This window comes from Enterobacter sp. SA197 (genome assembly GCF_054131575.1).
The window spans coordinates 3,051,264-3,067,938 of the sequence record NZ_CP096393.1; the positions used below are offsets into that span (position 1 = coordinate 3,051,264).

Annotated in this window: 11 protein-coding genes and 1 tRNA gene; 1 reads left to right on the top strand and 11 read right to left on the bottom strand. The window is 54.9% G+C overall.

The window, feature by feature from the left end; all coding sequences use genetic code 11:
* Positions 1–59: 59 nt before the first annotated feature.
* Complete coding sequence (gene nac / locus M1D91_RS14440; RefSeq protein WP_437432740.1) at positions 60–977, bottom strand: nitrogen assimilation transcriptional regulator NAC; 918 nt, start codon at positions 975–977, stop codon at positions 60–62.
* Between the two features lie 331 nt (positions 978–1,308).
* Between nac and M1D91_RS14445 the strand changes: the two genes are divergently transcribed.
* Positions 1,309–1,384, top strand: a tRNA-Asn gene (locus M1D91_RS14445).
* A gap of 1,047 nt (positions 1,385–2,431) precedes the next feature.
* On the opposite strand, the gene M1D91_RS14450 is transcribed toward M1D91_RS14445, so the two are convergent.
* From M1D91_RS14450 to tagH, 10 genes are read right to left on the bottom strand one after another with little or no spacing between them, the layout of a single operon-like run.
* Positions 2,432–2,911, bottom strand: coding sequence for an Hcp family type VI secretion system effector (locus tag M1D91_RS14450; RefSeq protein WP_437432741.1), 480 nt, complete (start codon positions 2,909–2,911; stop codon positions 2,432–2,434).
* A 2-nt stretch (positions 2,912–2,913) separates the two neighbouring features.
* Entirely contained in the window at positions 2,914–4,293 is a 1,380-nt protein-coding gene (locus M1D91_RS14455; RefSeq protein WP_437432742.1) for a VasL domain-containing protein, read from the bottom strand.
* A gap of 10 nt (positions 4,294–4,303) precedes the next feature.
* On the bottom strand, positions 4,304–7,828 hold the full coding sequence (gene tssM, locus M1D91_RS14460) for a type VI secretion system membrane subunit TssM (protein ID WP_437432743.1): 3,525 nt from the start codon (positions 7,826–7,828) through the stop codon (positions 4,304–4,306).
* Between the two features lie 18 nt (positions 7,829–7,846).
* Positions 7,847–9,250, bottom strand: coding sequence for a type VI secretion system protein TssA (gene tssA, locus M1D91_RS14465; RefSeq protein WP_437432744.1), 1,404 nt, complete (start codon positions 9,248–9,250; stop codon positions 7,847–7,849).
* Between the two features lie 4 nt (positions 9,251–9,254).
* Positions 9,255–10,013 carry a type VI secretion system-associated protein VasI gene (gene vasI / locus M1D91_RS14470; RefSeq protein WP_437432745.1) on the bottom strand — a complete coding sequence of 253 codons (759 nt, stop codon included), beginning with the start codon at positions 10,011–10,013 and terminating at the stop codon, positions 9,255–9,257.
* On the bottom strand, positions 10,010–12,673 hold the full coding sequence (gene tssH, locus M1D91_RS14475; RefSeq protein WP_437432746.1) for a type VI secretion system ATPase TssH: 2,664 nt from the start codon (positions 12,671–12,673) through the stop codon (positions 10,010–10,012). Before tssH ends, vasI begins: the two co-directional genes overlap by 4 nt.
* 9 nt (positions 12,674–12,682) lie before the next feature.
* Complete coding sequence (gene icmH / locus M1D91_RS14480) at positions 12,683–13,492, bottom strand: type IVB secretion system protein IcmH/DotU (protein WP_437432747.1); 810 nt, start codon at positions 13,490–13,492, stop codon at positions 12,683–12,685.
* 4 nt (positions 13,493–13,496) lie between these two features.
* Positions 13,497–14,840, bottom strand: coding sequence for a type VI secretion system baseplate subunit TssK (tssK, locus tag M1D91_RS14485; RefSeq protein ID WP_437432748.1), 1,344 nt, complete (start codon positions 14,838–14,840; stop codon positions 13,497–13,499).
* 2 nt (positions 14,841–14,842) lie between these two features.
* Positions 14,843–15,340 carry a type VI secretion system lipoprotein TssJ gene (gene tssJ / locus M1D91_RS14490; protein ID WP_437432763.1) on the bottom strand — a complete coding sequence of 166 codons (498 nt, stop codon included), beginning with the start codon at positions 15,338–15,340 and terminating at the stop codon, positions 14,843–14,845.
* Positions 15,341–15,372: 32 nt separating this feature from the next.
* A complete protein-coding gene (tagH, locus tag M1D91_RS14495) occupies positions 15,373–16,668 on the bottom strand; it encodes a type VI secretion system-associated FHA domain protein TagH (protein WP_437432749.1) in 1,296 nt (431 codons plus the stop codon).
* Between the last annotated feature and the right edge of the window lie 7 nt (positions 16,669–16,675).

A 16,675-nucleotide genomic window follows, 5' to 3' on the forward strand; every position in this document is an offset into this window, starting at 1 on the left:
CTGAGGCCTGAGAGAACAAATAATAAAAACCCGCATCTTATTCCGTTATGGAATAAAACTTAACTCACCAGCTGTAGTTCATGGTTATCCAGCGTCGGACGGCTGACCAGAGACATAAGAATTTCTTTTACCGCCTGTGCCTGGGGAGAGAGCGCGCCTCGCGCGGAGACATTGAGCGATAAGGGCAGGCTCATTGATGGTGTGGTAATTCTCGCCATCCAGCCTCCTGCCGCGCTGCTCAAAGAACGCGCAGCGGACTCCGGCAGAACCGTAACGCCCATCCCGCTGGCTATCGCCGCTGTCAGCGTAGAAATAGATTCGATTTCGCCGATGATTTTTGCCGTCAGGCGGCGCAGGGAGAAGGCTTCATCCACCCGCAGGCGAACGGCACTGTAATCACGCGGCAGGAACAGATTCATTTCAGCGACCGCGGTTAAGTCCACACTCTGCCCGGGGCAGTCCCGCGTTCCCACCAGATAAAGATCCTCCTTCAGTAGCGGAAGGCTGGTTATCCCCGTGCCGGGTGCGCGCTCATACAGTACGGCCATGTCCAGTTGGCCGCTCAACAATTTTTCGTTCAGCACCGCACCGCTATTCTCATGCAGATAGACCGTCACCTCCGGCAGTTCATTACGCACCGCCTGCAACAGCGGCATGGTGACAGAAGAGGCCGCCGTACCCGGTGCAAGGCCTATAGAGACCTGCCCGCGCAGACACTGCCCTACATTATTTACCGCCATCTGGGCCTGCTCACATTGCCGCAGGATAGTACGCGCATGGGTATAGAGAATTTTTCCCGCTTCAGTGGGGGTAACGCCGCGTTTGGTGCGGATGAGTAATTGCTGGTCCAGCTCACCTTCAAGCGTGGCCACCTGCTGACTCAGCGCTGGCTGTGCAATGTGAAGTACTTCTGCAGCCTGCGTCAGGCTTCCGATATCAACGATTTTGACGAAGTATTTCAGGCGTCTTAGGTTCATTTTGCCTCCTGTTCGGGATACCAGTGCCACGGTGGGCATTTATGTTGTCGGAGGAGTTGCAAGATGCTTGCCAGTTTTTGGCAAGAATTTCCGTTATGCCTAAGGGGCTGGATAATAAGAGATTCTGATAAAAGCAGCGATAGTGATAACTGAAACACGGGTTCGTTATTTGCCCCATAAGAGACGCTTCTGCTTCATGATGGTGCAATACCGGGCCAGATGCTTAACCTGCGCGCGGTTTGCTGAAATTGTCAGCAAACAGTTCGCGGGAAACGTTACAGCCTTTGACAAGGTTTAATGGCATCGCTAATATGCGCCCCGTTCACACGATTCCTCTGTAGTTCAGTCGGTAGAACGGCGGACTGTTAATCCGTATGTCACTGGTTCGAGTCCAGTCAGAGGAGCCAAATTCTTGTTTTCATGCCACTTTGCGAATCACTAACGATTCAATAAGTTAGCCTGAAAAACCTTCCCGGTGTATTTTCACTTCTCTCTCCGTTTTAAGCAAAGCTGTTGGTTTGAGGCAGTGTCACGTTCCTCGATGACGAAGTGATCGCTGCTGTCTCTAGCGGCTCAAAAACACGCAACTTAACCGCACCCGCACGATCCTTTAGCGTAACCGGCTCAGGCGGTCCGTAGTGCGAGTCACCCCGGTGTTACACGCCTCTGTTCACCTGAGCGTCGCTTTAAATGAAGAGAAGGTGCATCATTTCTGACATAAAATCTGGCCGGGCCCACCCATACGAAAGGAACTGAGATTATATTGATGTATACAACATTGACGTCGTTACTTGATGCAATATTAAATCATTCAATCTTCAAGTAATAATAAAAGAATATTTTTAAAACACCCATGATAATGTAAGTGTAACAGCTTTCGATATCAATATGGATAATTCACTACTGCAATCTGATAATAAAAGATGAATAAAATAAAAACGTTGTAAAATTGCAAGAAAACACATAGCGCTACGAAGCCTCCATATATCTCCTTAAAAGAAATCTTTAATAACCTTTTCATTTCAACATTGCCTGCAACAACCGAACTGCAATATCCCCCGACATTGTTAAAAGCGATAAATAATATATTCCCGGGCAAGCCACACCCTATCTGGAGGGAAAGCACCTCAGATGATTAACATATCTGTTTTGACGACACTTCTGGTTTATCCTTTTTAAAGGCCTGCATCGTGAACGCTTACAATAGCCTAACAGGATATTGAAAAAGCCAACCAGACTCCGCTTTTATCAAGTGATTTCTGACAAAAATCGTCAATGACAGACTCCTCCTGATAGCAATGTAAACATGCATAATTTCAGGACCAACGTGCAGCCTCATTTAAATGCAATCATCCCTCTGTCGGACGTCAGAGCAATAATGTCTTTACTGTTAGGTACTGTTTTGGCATAAGCTGAATCATCCCTGGAGGCTCCACGGCAAAAAAGAGTATTTCTCAGAAAAGCCGCTCTTCCCACAGGCTGTAGGTGCTGGTTCCGGCGATACAGTGCTCCCAGCTAATACTCTCATAGGTCAACGATAATGACTCTTCGGGTTGTCCGTGACTATCGGTAACGGCGTGAGGAACGATCAGATCAATTTTTGCTATCCGGGCGTTAATCAGTTTCAGGTTATAGTACAGTTCATTTATCCCGAAACGGTTAGTACGGTAGAAATCAAAATCACAGGTCAGGCACTCATTTTCCGAGATGGCCTTATTCAGCAGGGGAGAAGATTTATCCATCGGCTTACGCACCGTCATCATCAGATGATTGACGTTTTGCGCTCGGCTCAAACTATGATTCATGCTCAGCACCATAATCTGGTCCATGTGGTCAATCTGCGCCTTATTACCAATAGACGCCAGTGATGAGCAGCCCGCTGAAATCAGCCCCTGAAGTTGTCCGTTCAGCGTCAGATACGTTACGTTTGCCATAATTATTTCCTCTCCATGTGTGGTACCTGTTTGCCGGAGCCGTCATTGTTCTCCGGGTCTTGCAATATGTTGTTTTTCAGCAGCAGCCAGCGACTTAATACGCCCTCCAGCCGTTCATTAATCTCTTTTTCGAGCGCGTCAGTGCTCTGCCCTTTGGCATGAACATCCTGGAACTGCGTTAATAGTGACTCCAGCGGAGTTTCCTGACCCAGCCCCCGCTCCGCCTGCCAGATAACATTTTTGATATACGAAAGCGTCAGCCCCTGTTTTTCCCGCTGCATCACCAGATCGGCGAAAGCATGCAAATCCTGACGGGTCTGTAGCCATCCACGCAGTTGCGGACTGTGCTGTGCGCGGGTTTTCAGCGTTTCATTCCACTGCGCCGTAGCCTGTTGCTGCTGCAGACTCTCTGGCCAGCGGCTGTCCGCTGCCTGCGTCATTTGTATGCCTGTCTCCAGCGATTGGAGCGGCGAGGCATCAGGAAGCTGTTGTAGCCTTTGCCCGTAGCTGTTCAGATCAGGGGCGACCAGCCAGGCGGTGGCAGCTCCCTGCGCAGTATCTTTCACCCGCGCCAGTTGTTGCTGCATCGGGTATACCAGCCACCACCAGAGCGCGGCAGCAACCACTACCGTAAAGGCCGCCCCCGCAATAAATTCTTTAACGCTATGGCGCGACACGCGCCGCGCTTTGCCATCGGCGAAAGCATGATGATGCACTGCTACCTTCATTTCCGGCAGGTCAGGCAAGGGCGGGAATATCTCCGCTACGGTCGATGTGGAAGGGGGGGCGCTTTCCGGGGCATACACCAGCGTTCTGACCGTGGTTTTCGCCTGTGAGTCCATGCCGTTGCGGGGTTGTGGCTCCAGTCGCTTACGCGTGTTTTGCACAAAATAGAGCAGATTTTCTACCCGCGGCTGACGTTTCAGTTCTACCTGCTGGAGTTTGTCACAGATAAGCTGCAATGCCCTTTCAGTACGGTACAACAAGGGCAAATCAGCTAAAGCAAAAGAGAGTTGCTGGCGCAATATATTGCCGGTACGGGTATTAAACCAGTCCAGCATCTCAGTACGTGCCGAATCGCCCTGCGGCCAGAATTTGTCCCAGTCATGGCTTATCATCGCCGCCAGCAGTTCCGTACCTTCACTGAAACCCGCCAGTCCCTGCGTGCGGGTACGCGCCAGGGTGTAATAAATAGCGGTATGTAAATCCACACCACTGGTCTTAAAGATGGTCAGCGCCAGCGACTCCACCAGTTTCCAGTTCAGTTCCGGCTGCGACGGGTGGCTGGCTTTGTTAATCTCTTCACGGATAGCACTGAACTCCGGCAGATCACGTGGGTCGCTGCCGGTCACAATCCTTTGCGTGAGTGCATCATTGCTCATCTCTGTCTCCTTAGTACAGCGTATCCGGCAGGCGGAACTGACTGAATAGTCCACCGCTGAACGGGTTATCATGGCTGTCGGTATGCACCCGATACACCATTGCCCCACCGTCCACGTTAAAGCGCACGCTGAAAGTGCCGGACTGCACGCCTGTGAGCTGACCAGCGCCAAAAAGCCTGAACTGTGCCCATGGCCCGCCAAAAGCGATGCTGCGCGGAGCGCTGCCGCTGGTGCTAATTAGCGTCAGCTTGCTTTCATTCCCCTCGCGCATATTATTTGGCCAGACCAGATGCGCCGTATAGTGACGTCCCTGGCTGTAATCAACCAGCTGACCGTCCAGGTTCAACACGCTGCGCCGTTTGTTGCCGGAAAGAGACACGGTTTCCACCGCAAACTGCGCGCCCAGGCCGTTCTGCTTGCTGAAGAAAGTGTCGCGGATTTTTTGCGCGGTCTTCAGTTGCGCCCGAATATCCTCACGAATAATCACCCTGTTATCCCCATCCTCCAGATTGAGATCGTTTTCCATAAACAATTTCAGGTTCTGCTGGTAGAACTTGTCCAGGATGCCCTCCGGCTCAAAGAAACGTTCAAAAGCCTCGAGCGAAGCATCCTGGGGTGAATGTGGATTGAACGGATAGCTTCCAGCCAACTGCTCGTTGAACGGTCTTACCACGCTATCGCGCCAGTCAACTTCCATGTAGTGAACGGCTTCCACCATCACGACATGCCAGGCCTGGTCTGCAAGTTTGCCTATCCAGCGGTTAAGCGGTGCAGGCAGGGTTTTCGCCATCTGCCGGGCGGCAAAAATGGGATCGCTGCTGTTCTGATCCAGCCGAAGCTGTACGGCCTTCAGCGCCGATTTGCCCGGCACTGGCGCGTTCTGTATCGCCAGCAGATAACGGTGTAATTCTGTCAGTTGCCGGTAGACAGCCTGTAGGGTGCTTTCTTTATTCTTTTGCCCCTCCAGAGCGCTGTTTTCAGAAGAAAATTCATGGCCCAGGCGGGCCAGAAGCTGATAGTCTGCTGCGCGCCCGGCATCTTCCCGCTCCTTATCATTCAGCTTTTCCGATAGCACAATGGCCTGTGTGTTGTCGCGCAATGCGCTCAAGGCCCGCTGGAGCGGCTGGTCGCCACTGATGATCTGTTCCAGCGCGCCGGTCAGTTGCGCAATGGATTCATAGTCACGCACGTTCAGGTTATCCATTCCGGCGCGCCAGGTGGCGGTATAGTCGCTGAGATACTGTTCGGTAAGCTGACGCTGGATTTCTGTCCGATCGGCATCGCTGTAGTGCACACTGTGGGTGAGATCCAACACCCAGGAGTCCAGCGCGGTCACTTCCACCAGTTCATCACGCTGCTTCACAAAATAGCGTTGCAGGCCATAACGGGTAAGTATCTGCGGCACAATCAGCCTGGCGTCATCCGCCGAAATAAACACCTGGTCAAATGTCGGCCCCACCTGAAAACGCAGGTTCAGGTCTGCAGGAAGCAGCCCCACCGCCCGCGTTTTCAGGCTCTGGTAAACACGCTGATAAGCCGGCAGTTTGCTCAGTTCATGCTGTGCGTCAGTGACGCGTTTTTCATACGGTGCCCAGCGACTGATGGCATCGCTTTCACCCTTCTCACGCTGTGTGTGCCAGTCGGTGTGCTTCAACGCATAGTCCAGATGGGAGATAAGTTGCGCCTGAATATCCCGTTGGCCATGAAACTTTTCGCTCCAGCGCTTCGCCATATACTGTTTCACCACCTCATCATTACGCCCGCTTTTATCCTCCAGCATCCGGATCACGCGCAGCACGGCCAGTTTTTGTTCGCCCCCCTGCGGCGCGGCCGCCAGATCCTTCATCAGGCCATTTAAGAGAGCCGGAAGATAGCGCTGTTCCAGCAGTTGCAGGTAGGTCTGCTCCACATACGGGCCAATGTTTCTGCCCTGATACAGACCGAAATCGGCAAGGGGGCTGCGGCTGCCCCAGTCGCCGTAAGCCAGGGTGGCATCGCGTACCGGGTTAAGCAGAGACAACTGAAGGTTGCCATACTCATCAATACCCTGTGGGGGCGGGACAGCCATAAAGGCCCTGGCCTGTTTAAGCACCTTGATACCAGACTGCCAGTTCTGGTTGTAGTAATGATGCCAGCCGCCTGTCAGCAGAACCACAAGCACGGCGCTACCCAGGGTGAACGCCATCATCCGACGGCGGGTGTTGCTAAGCCACACGCTGTTCTCCCCGGACAGATTGGGTTCAGCCAGCAATGCCTGCGGAAAGAGGTTGCGGGTAAAGTACGGGACGGAATCCACCAGAGGCCAGGCCGTGAGGGGGCTACTACCCAACCGGTACTGGCGGGCAGCAGACTGGATAAAAATATCATCCATCTGACCGCGTTGTAGCGAGGAAGTGAGGTATACACCACGCAGCATAACGTCCATATTTTCGCCGTCCAGCAGGTTGCTCAGCAGTGAGGCCAGCAGGTCATGACAACCCTGCATCTGGCGGACAAAGCTGAACAGCGCACTGCGGTTGTGGTTTTGTGCGAGCATCAGATCCGGCATGGCATTGTTGAGTTGTTCGCCCCATGTCTGCCAGAAGCTACTCAGCTGCGCGCGCCAGTCATCACTCTCGTGGGCGTGACGAGTGAAGGTGACGCCAAGAATGGCATCGCGTCCCTGCCTGTCCAGCGTCTCAAACAGCGTGGCGAAGCCAGCCAGCAGATCCAGCCGGGTCAGCACAACATAGACGGGTAACTGGCAGTGAAGATGCTGACGGATGTCCTGCAAACGGCTGCGCAGAAGTTGCACCAGTTGCTCCTGGCGACATTTATCGGCGGTCATCAGGTCAGGTAAGTCCAGGGTCAGGATCAGGCCGTTGAGTGGCTGGCGGGCGCGTTTTTGTCCCAGCCAGTCCAGCCAGTTTTCCCAAAGGCGACGGTGCAGTGTATCGGCATCTGTTTGTCCGCAGAGGCCGCCATCTGTATCAAATATTACGGCCTGTTTGCCAACGTGTGGCGTTATATACAGACGCTGTTCTGCTCCTCGCACGACTTCCGGGGTATAAATAATATCGGATGGGAATCCCTCACATAGCAGCGCGGTTTTACCGCTGCCTGCAGGGCCGATAACCATATACCAAGGCAACTGCCACAGGTAACGGCGGCTGTCGAGGTGGCGTTGCAGGCGCAGCAACCAGCGGTCGAGGTAGCGCTGCTGGAGGTTCAGTTCCACGCTTATGGGGTCCAGAGTTTCCTCACGCTGCTGCTTTTGGTGCCGTTCAAGCTGTTGCAGACGCCTCATCACTCTGATGATTATCCAGATCAGGGCAATCAGCCCCCAGGCGGCGGTCGCCAGCCAGCGGTTCACCAGTGGCTGCAGCCACTGTCTGTCATATATTGTCCACGTCGGGCCTTTCCACCATATCCATACCAGCAGAAAAATCCACGCCAGCACCAGCAGCCAGAGAGCGGAAACCTTAAACCGGGGCATCGCCGGTCGAAGCGTGGAACGCAGCCCGCTGAAGAGTCGGGGTGTCGGTAATCTGAACACAAAAGCTCCTGTTATTTCTTACTGTTCTGCCATGAATTTGCTTTCAAGCTGTTCCAGAAGGAGAGGTTCCCAGTCGGCCAGTTTCATCTGCAATCCCAGCCTTAACAGCACCCGGTAATGCTGTTGCGCCAGTTTTTCCATGCCCACCTCTTCCATGAACTGCGCGCCCATAAACTGGCGATAAAACTGGTCGCGGGGGGAGCCCTCTGGCAGCGCGTCCAGATAGCGCAGCGCGGCCTCCAGCCCCTGTCCGTTAAAACACTCGCGGGCGGCCTGCTGTTGCTTGCTGGGCGTTGCCACCGACGTGGCCTGGCGGTGATTGTCAGAAGAGGATGCCAGCCACTGTTTTGTCGTTTCGGCGATAAACGGCGTATGGTCGTTAAAGAGCAGAGTGGAAAGCCGGGGGAGCCGCGCCAGGAAACGGGCGACTTCATCGCGGATCGCCTCCGATACGTCGGTATAGCCAAGGCGTTGCGCAGCCTGTGCTGACAGGTGATGCCCGTCCAGCCAGTAGGGTGCCAGTAGCAGGCTTTTCTCCAGCTGCTGCCATAGCGCCACATCGGCACTGGCAAGCCGCATCTGGTAGTCTGCGACCATGTCGGCAGACACCGCCGCCAGCGGTGTTCGTCCGCTGCTCTCCGCCTGAGGCACGCTGGTAATGTTCTGCCACAGCGCGTGGCGACGCAGGCGGTAGCCTTGCGGGGAACCCGGTTGCCGCTCGCAGAGAATGGCAGCGACCTGCAGCAGCGTGTCGCGCCAGGCTTTATCGTCATGGCTGTCAATGTTCACGACTGGCGCGGGCGCGGCGGCTGGCGGAGCAGTGGGAGGCGCAACGGTTGCAGGGGGAGAGGCTGGCGATGCAGAAACAGGGATCGCCGGCGTGCAGTCGCGCAAAACCCGCTGACACAGTGAAAAGAGATCCTCCGCCGCCTTCGCCAGTTCCGGCGCATTATGCTGCTGCCAGCACCGTGCGAGTTTCGAAAGCTCTGCCAGCAATAAATCGCGTTGTGCCGTCCCTGCACTTTTTGCCAACGCCTCACTGGCTGCTTCAAAGCGTTTGACCACCTGAAGCGCAATGCGTTTCTTCTGTGTGGCGTTCTGCGGCGCGCCCACCGTCCAGTAATGTTCCACATATAAATTCAAAAGTCGTAAAGCGAGCAGCGGCTCGCCTGTATGTTGCAGGGTACGCAGCAGGTGTGCCAGCAGGCGAAAATCCTTGCTTTCTGATGCCAGAAGATCCAGCCCCTGCCGCTGGATTTCCGGGATATTAAGCTGGCTATGAGCCAGCGAACCGAGCTTGACGATTTCGCCGTCTATATACTCCCACGCGGGATTGTCATCTTTCAGGGGCGCAACCAGTTTTTCTTCCGGCAGGTTTTCCAGCAGGTGCGATATCCATATATCAGGATTACGTAAGTCCATATTGTTATTCTCCCGTCCAGTGGCAGGCATCGCGTAGCGGAACAATGGTTTTCGCCAGTCCGTCAATATTAAAAGTCAGTTTTCCACCATCGCTGCCCGTACCGATATCAATCGTCAGCGTTTTGCTGCCAAAAAGCTGCTTAATCTCATCAATACCGGATAAACCCCGACTGGACTCCAGCAAAGAGCCGTTTTCGCGGATAAACCAGTGGCTGCGAAACTGCCCGGTATCGGTATTCAGCGTCACTGGCAGGTCGTTTTCGGTCCGGGCATGGGTCAGCGCCACCTGCATCCGGGTGATGTTGTCTACACAACTGAACATCAGCACCGGGCGCGGTGGCACGCTGCCGATAGCGGGAGTGGTGATAATCACCATCGGGTGCTCACCGGGGCTTTGGGTCATCATCAGTGCCGTGGAGTTGTCCGGGCGCTGCTTCTCCTGGGCGAAGGCCCGCTTCCACTGTTCTCCTTCATAGCGAGCCTTCGACAGCGCACCAGTGAAGCCTTCCGGCTGCGCCGGTGCCAGAATGCGGTCATAGCAGTCCAGACGCTCCAGTGCTGCAGGCTCTTTCCTGCACGCGTTCATGGCGTTTACCGTAACCCGTGCATCTGCACCAGCAACGGCCTTAATATCCGCCGCCGTTGCCGCCGCGACGATAAGGGCGATGCCTGGAACCTTCTGCTGCGGCTGCGCCAAAGCCTGCTGCCCGGCAACCAGTGCGGCCAGCAGGGCAACAGACCGGTAAACCTGTGCGTGATTCACAGAGCGACGTCCTCTGTCTCAGGTTCCGGCGCATCATTGCTGGCAGCCGCCTCGTCGATATCGGCGGTAAATGCGCCCTTCGTCACACCGAGGCTTATCTTTGTGATCACCGCGTTTGCCGCCATTTTCTGCAATAGCAGAAGCGACAGCGGCGGCAGCATCTCGCCATCAATAACCGATTCCAGCATTCGCGCGCCGTTTTCCGCGCGGGTGACGCGCTGCATGATTTCGTCTGTCACCTCCGGCGCAATCACTACGTCTGTGTTAAAGCGCGAACGCAGTACGTTATCGAGGTGCGCCAGCTTGTCGGCGATAATGGTGGAGAGCGTCGCTCTGGAAAGCGGCAGGTACGGCACCACTTCCATGCGTGCCAGCAACGCAGGTTTGAAGAAATCCGTCAGTACCGGGTACAGCGCATCGTGCATTTCCTCAGGCCTGTCTGCATGGTCGACAATCACCTGGTAACCCAGGTTTGAGGTCAGGAAGAAAACGATATTCCTGCAGTCAATCAGGCGCCCTTCTCCGTCTGCCATCTCCCCTTTATCAAAGGCCTGGTAGAACAGGTTGAGCACATCCGGGTGGGCCTTTTCCACTTCGTCGAGCAGTACGACGGAATAGGGCTTCTGACGAATTGCTTCAGTGAGTACGCCACCCTCGCCGTAGCCGATATAACCAGGCGGTGAACCAATCAGCCGGGAAACGCTATGCTTTTCCTGGAATTCAGACATATTGATGGTGGTGAGATACTGACGCCCGCCGTAGAGCAGTTCAGCCAGCTGTAAAACGGTTTCGGTTTTACCCACACCACTCGGACCCGCAAGCAGAAACGCCCCCAGCGGTCTTCCCGGACGACGCAAATCCGCGCGCGCGGTCAGCAGGTGCTTATGCAGGTGTTTAATGGCTAAATCCTGGCCTTTAATGGTGCTGCCCAGCCACTGTGGCAGATCGGTTATCACCGCCATCTCATTCCGGGACAGACGATTAAGCGGCACGCCGGTCCATTCGGCAATTACCGCCGTAATCTGATGCTTATCGACGTGCGGAGAAACCAGCAATTGCGTGTTGTGCAGGGCATTAAGTTCGGCAATCAGCTGCGACAGGCGTTCAGCTGGAGAAAGTGCTGATGCTGCGTCGCGCGTGGTTTCAGTCTCTTCCAGTAGCCCCTTACGCAGCGCAATAATCTCCTGCACCAGCGTCCGCTGCTGACGCCAGGCTTCGTCCACCAGCTGAAGCTCTGTTTGCGCGTTTTCATACTGCGCGTGGACTTCCTCCAGCCGCGTGGTATCTGCGCGTAGACCAATACGAATTTCGCGTTCAAGCTGGCGGGTTTCCGCCTCACACTGACGACACAGAGTGGTCAGAGCCGAAATCTGCTTTGGTGGCGAGGAGAGATTAATCGCCACGCGGGCGCAGGCGGTATCCAGCACATCAATAGCCTTATCCGGCAACTGACGACCGGAGAGGTATCGCTCGCTTAACACTGCGGCAGCCTGCAAGGCTTCATCGTCAATCAACACGCCATGAGACTGCTCATACACCGCCGACAGGCCGCGCAGGATAATGGTCGCCTCAGCGGCATTCGGTTCACTGACTTTTACCAGCTGGAAGCGGCGCGACAGGGCAGCATCTTTCTCAAAGTATTTTTTGTATTCGCGCCAGGTGGTAGCGGCGATAGTTTTCAGCTCGCCACGCGCCAGCGCAGGCTTCAGCAGGTTGGAGATATCCAGTCCACCCTGCGCATTACCCGCACCAATCAGCGTATGCGCCTCGTCGATAAACAGGATAATCGGCTTCGCTGACTGAGTGACTTCCGCCATTAGTCCCTTAAAGCGTTTTTCAAACTCACCTTTTACCGATGCACCCGCCTGCAACGCCCCCAAATCCAGGGTCATGATCTCAGTATCGCGCAACGTGTCCGGCACCTGACCGGCAATAATGCGCAGCGCCAGCCCTTCGATTAAGGCGCTCTTACCGACACCCGCCTCTCCCACCACCACCGGGTTGTTCTTACGGCGACGGCAGAGAATGTCGATCATCAGATCAATTTCGTTATCACGGCACAGCACCGGATCGAGTCGTCCCTGACGGGCATCTTCGGTCATATTCCTGGTATAGCGGACAAGCAGGCTCTCGCCATCAACCACTGCGGCACTAAGGGTCTGATCGTTGGTATCCTGTATGACAGATTCGGCAGACGTTTGCGTCCATCCAGCAAAATTCTGCTGAAGCTGATCCCGGTTAATAGTAGTCAGTAACCGTGCAGCGGCAGGGGGTACGTAGCGCAGCGGCGAATGAAGCAGAGCGAGCAACAAAGCGCCGCCACGCAGCTCTGTTTGTTGCATTTCGGCCGAGGCCAGCAGCCAGGACTCTTTCAGCCACTCAACCAGCAGGGGCGAAAACGCGGGATAACCGTCAGCGGAACGGCTGGTGGCATCATTTTCCACTTTCAGCGCCTGGCGCAGCGCTTCTTTCCTGATTTCCGCTTTTTCTGCTATCACTCTGACGTCACTGCGTGGGATAGCGAGCATCTGGTCGAGAACGTGAGCAACGGTAATTTCCATCGCCTGCTGACTCATGCACTCTGACGCAGCCTGCTCCAGCGCCTGCCGTGAAAAAGTGTTGAGTCGTTTTACCAGAGTGGCTAAATCAATGTGGATCATGGGATGTCCTTATCGGAGTAACCTATTGAGCTGCAGCAGAATATCCTGCGTCTGGCTCTCCAGCCGAAGCAGGTAGAACAGATAAGCCGCTGTCAGAACGACGATGCTGCCGAGCAGCACATGTTTGATGGTAAGTCGTTTGATGAGGTGATAACGTCCGTCCTGGATTTTCTTATCCTGATGCAGTAGCGGGAAAGGGGCATCACCCCGCAGTTGATGCAGAACGTGGTGCAGGCGTCGATATATCTGCTCAAACTCACCCGGATCCTGCACCGCCACTTTGTAGCGTCCACGAAAACCGAGCGAAAAGCAGATGTATAAAAATTCAAGCAGATGCTGGTAACGTGCAGGCTCACGCATCAGCCGCTCCAGCAGGATAAAAACCTTCTCCCCGCCCCAGGCTTCATTATGGAAATGCACCAGCAACGACTGCCTGATCCATTCATTTTTATTTGACCAACCGTTGCCCAGCGCGGCTTCGTCAATAAAAGTGCACAGGATGTAGCGAAACGAAACAATCACACCAGGCTCATAGCCCTGCTCCTGAAGCAACTGCTCAACGGCCTGCACGTCAGTCACCACCTGGGTAAAGAGATGTTCCGGCATGGCGTTGCTGGTCATGCCAGCCACGCGCATAACCATGCCCAGTAGCGGCGTAGCAGCATCGATCATCGGGTTGAGGCTATGGCCACGAAGGGGGAGCCGATACTGGCGACGGCTCGTTTCTCCGTCTCGTTCAGGCCGCGCGGCACTGTCGTGAAGGCGGCTTTCCGCCAGATAATGATCGCTGCCGGACGCAGGAGCATGCTGTTCACTCATGCCATTAACCTCTTATCGCCCAGAGCTGCATATCAAGATCCGGGAAAGTGCCAGAGATATGTAGCCCCAGCGCACCGGCCTTCACCACGTCATTCCATGCAGCGGTGCCTTTTTCCAACTCGAAGTAAACGTACCCATCATGATAAGGCAGCTGCCGAGGCGCTGCGCTGAGCGGACGTAACGGGACACCTGGTACCTGGACGCTGACCACATTTCGTATCTTGTCGGTAGCTGCAATTTTCGACTGCTGAGTGAACTGAAGAATAATCTGGTTGCTCGGCATCCTCGCCCGAACAGCCAGCACAAAGGAGCCGGACTGTAACAACGTCGGATCGTTAATAGTGGCAAGATACACGCCGTCTGAAAAAATCAGCGGCAGGTTCTGTGCGCGTGGCATCAGGACAGTATTGAGTGCCCGGCGCAGTTCAGGGATCACTGTTTTAAATGACTGAGTAAGGTCCCGGTGGTTATAGACCTCCACCTCACAGGGCAGCCGGTTATTTTCGGTAAAGGTCATCAGCTCGCCCAGTAGCCGGACCAGATCCAGGTAAAAGGTCTCCGGATGCAGAGTATGCAGATGCGAGCAGTGGGTAAAGTGCATGTTATTGCGGTTGAGCATCTGTAACATCATGAACTCTGCCACATCAGCGATGCCACGTTGCTCAGGAGAACCAATACGTTTTGCCAGCTCGCTGGCACGGTTCTGAATAAGTCCCTGTACATCACCGGCAAACCCGGCTAAGACACGGCTGACCCGAATGGCCTGGCAGGTCGGGATAAAGCTGTCATCCAGCACCAGCGCACCCGTTGCCTGCGTGTTGCGGATACGGCACAGCGGCAACGTCACCATCGCGCTGAGATCTTCCGCACCGCTGACAATTCTGGGCATCAGACTGGCAACTACGATCTGCTGAACGTCGCCCTCATCAGAGTGCAAATCGCGCGCATCCACGCGGGTCGCGCTGTAACGTTCTGTGCCTTGTCCAGCGCTCTGGCGGCCACTGATTTCGCAGGTGATATCACTGACTACTGGCAGGGCGAGATAGATATCATGACTGCCCGGTTTTGAAAAATCGACCGGCTGGAAAGGAACGGGAAGATTATCCTGTTCAGGGATACTGAACACCGTGCCGTCCGGCATACAACCTGACGCGCTCGCGATCATGATTTTTCCCTGAGCCAGCAGCTCTGTATTGAGCACCAGCGAAGTGAATCCCCAGGCAAAATCGCCCTGCGCGTCCATACGTTGCTTCAGGTGGTATTCGTGATTTCGCTGCTGCTGCTGAAAATGCTGCGGCAAGGCGAACAACCCCTCCTGCCAGATAACCCTGTTCTTCATGGTTGCCATCGTCAGTAATCCTCTTGTTTCATTTCGATGCTGCTTTGTCTTACATGCACCAGCAGGCGGTAGCTGTGACCGGTGCCTTCCACCGGTACAATCTGCTTCCAGACGCTTACCCGATCATCTGAGAAGTACGCCACCACGCCGATAAACTGTGTTTTCTCATCCAGTTTCACTGGCGGCAGCGTTTTAACGGTGTCTGGCAGCAGGTTGAAATCCTGGTGGTCAAGATAATTTTTCCCCAGCACATCAGGCAGCGGCGTACTGGCTATCTGGTCATAGTCGGCGGCCTGAAGTTTCGAATCATCGGTCAGGTAAATGAGTTGCACGTCCACCGGTGCGGCTTCACCGTCTGCGTTCAGGTTGGTATCCGGCTCGGTCAGCAGCATGACGACCACTTCAGATGGCTGTGATTTCAGATCACCCACCTGGATATTTGGGTTGCTGATCACCTGCCCCAGCTTTTTGGCCGTTTCGCAACCTGTCAGGGTGACGGTAAATAACATCACCACCAGACAGAGACGAAAAAAACGCCCTGTCATGCTTCCGGCTCCCGCTGTTTTTCCCGCAGTACCCGGTCATAAACCTGAGCGTATACTTCGTTAAACAGCATCTCGAAACCCTGTTGGCGACTGGAGGCCAGCTCGTTGTAGTAGTGGCTGTACATCTGCCATGCCCCGGCATCATCCAGCTCCTGTCGCAACTCATGACTGCGGCGGTATTGCACAAAACGCTTTATCAGACTCTGCGGCGAGAACGCATCCAGCAGCACGCGCAACGACTCCACAATCGCCGCCCGGTTCGCCTCTTCGTGGTTGCGAATGTTACGCAGGCTTTCGCTTACGGCGGCAGGCGCAGCCAGATGTACCGGACTCTTGCCCTCAGAAAACATCACATCCAGCGCGCTGGCATAGTCCATATTCAGACGCAGCGGGTTATCCTCCAGCGGGCGCAGGTGTTTGTCTGACAAGCTGTTACGGCATTGCTGTAAATCGAGCAATCCTTTGATGGCTGCCTGTAATGTCCTTCCGGCCTCTTCAAGAAAATCATCAGCTTCTTGCGAGTTACGCACGGCAAGTGATGAGCCCAGCCCGCGTAACAGCGGGGCGACGGCAAGGTGGCGCTGTTTCATTTCCTCTGTAGAAGTTGCGCTGTCGCTTCTGCTCTGTGGGTCGGTATACTGCGGCGGTAGATCCATAAACGGTGTATTAATCGTATTGTCCTTTAGCGGCTCTGAGACTGGCACCGTAGAACCGGAGGGGGTCCCGGAAAACAGATCGCCCGGCGTTGTCAGGCTTTCGGCTCGCAACGCCTGCAGTGGGTCGGTGGAAAAACCGTTTATCACGGTATCGGCAAGCAGATGACGCTGGGGCATTCCCGGATAGGCAGGCTGACCATCGGTGCTCAATAATGTGTCGGCCAGGCGATCGCGGTTGGTAACAATGGTTTCCGGAGCGGCCATCTGCTCACGGTAGCTGACCAGATTGCCCTCATGGATAAATGCCTTCAGCGCCAGTGCGCCCAGACCGATTTCATCCCCCTGCCGAAGACGCACCAGGCCAGTATCCGCGGAGACCGATGCCAGGTTGATCATCAGCCCTGGCATCAGGCTACGCAGGCAAAATGCGCCATCATGCATGACAATCTGGCAGGCGCGACCAGCAATCGAACCGACCCGGTCCTGCACTGGCCAGCGGCATGTAGGGGCATGACCAATATCCCCGCCTTCAGCAGAGAAGAGGCATTTTGCGGCGCGTCCGCTCTCCAGCTCATTGCCGTTCATCACCTGCAACGTCAGTGATAACGCGGCAGGCTGTGGTTTTTCCTCAGCCATATGCGGC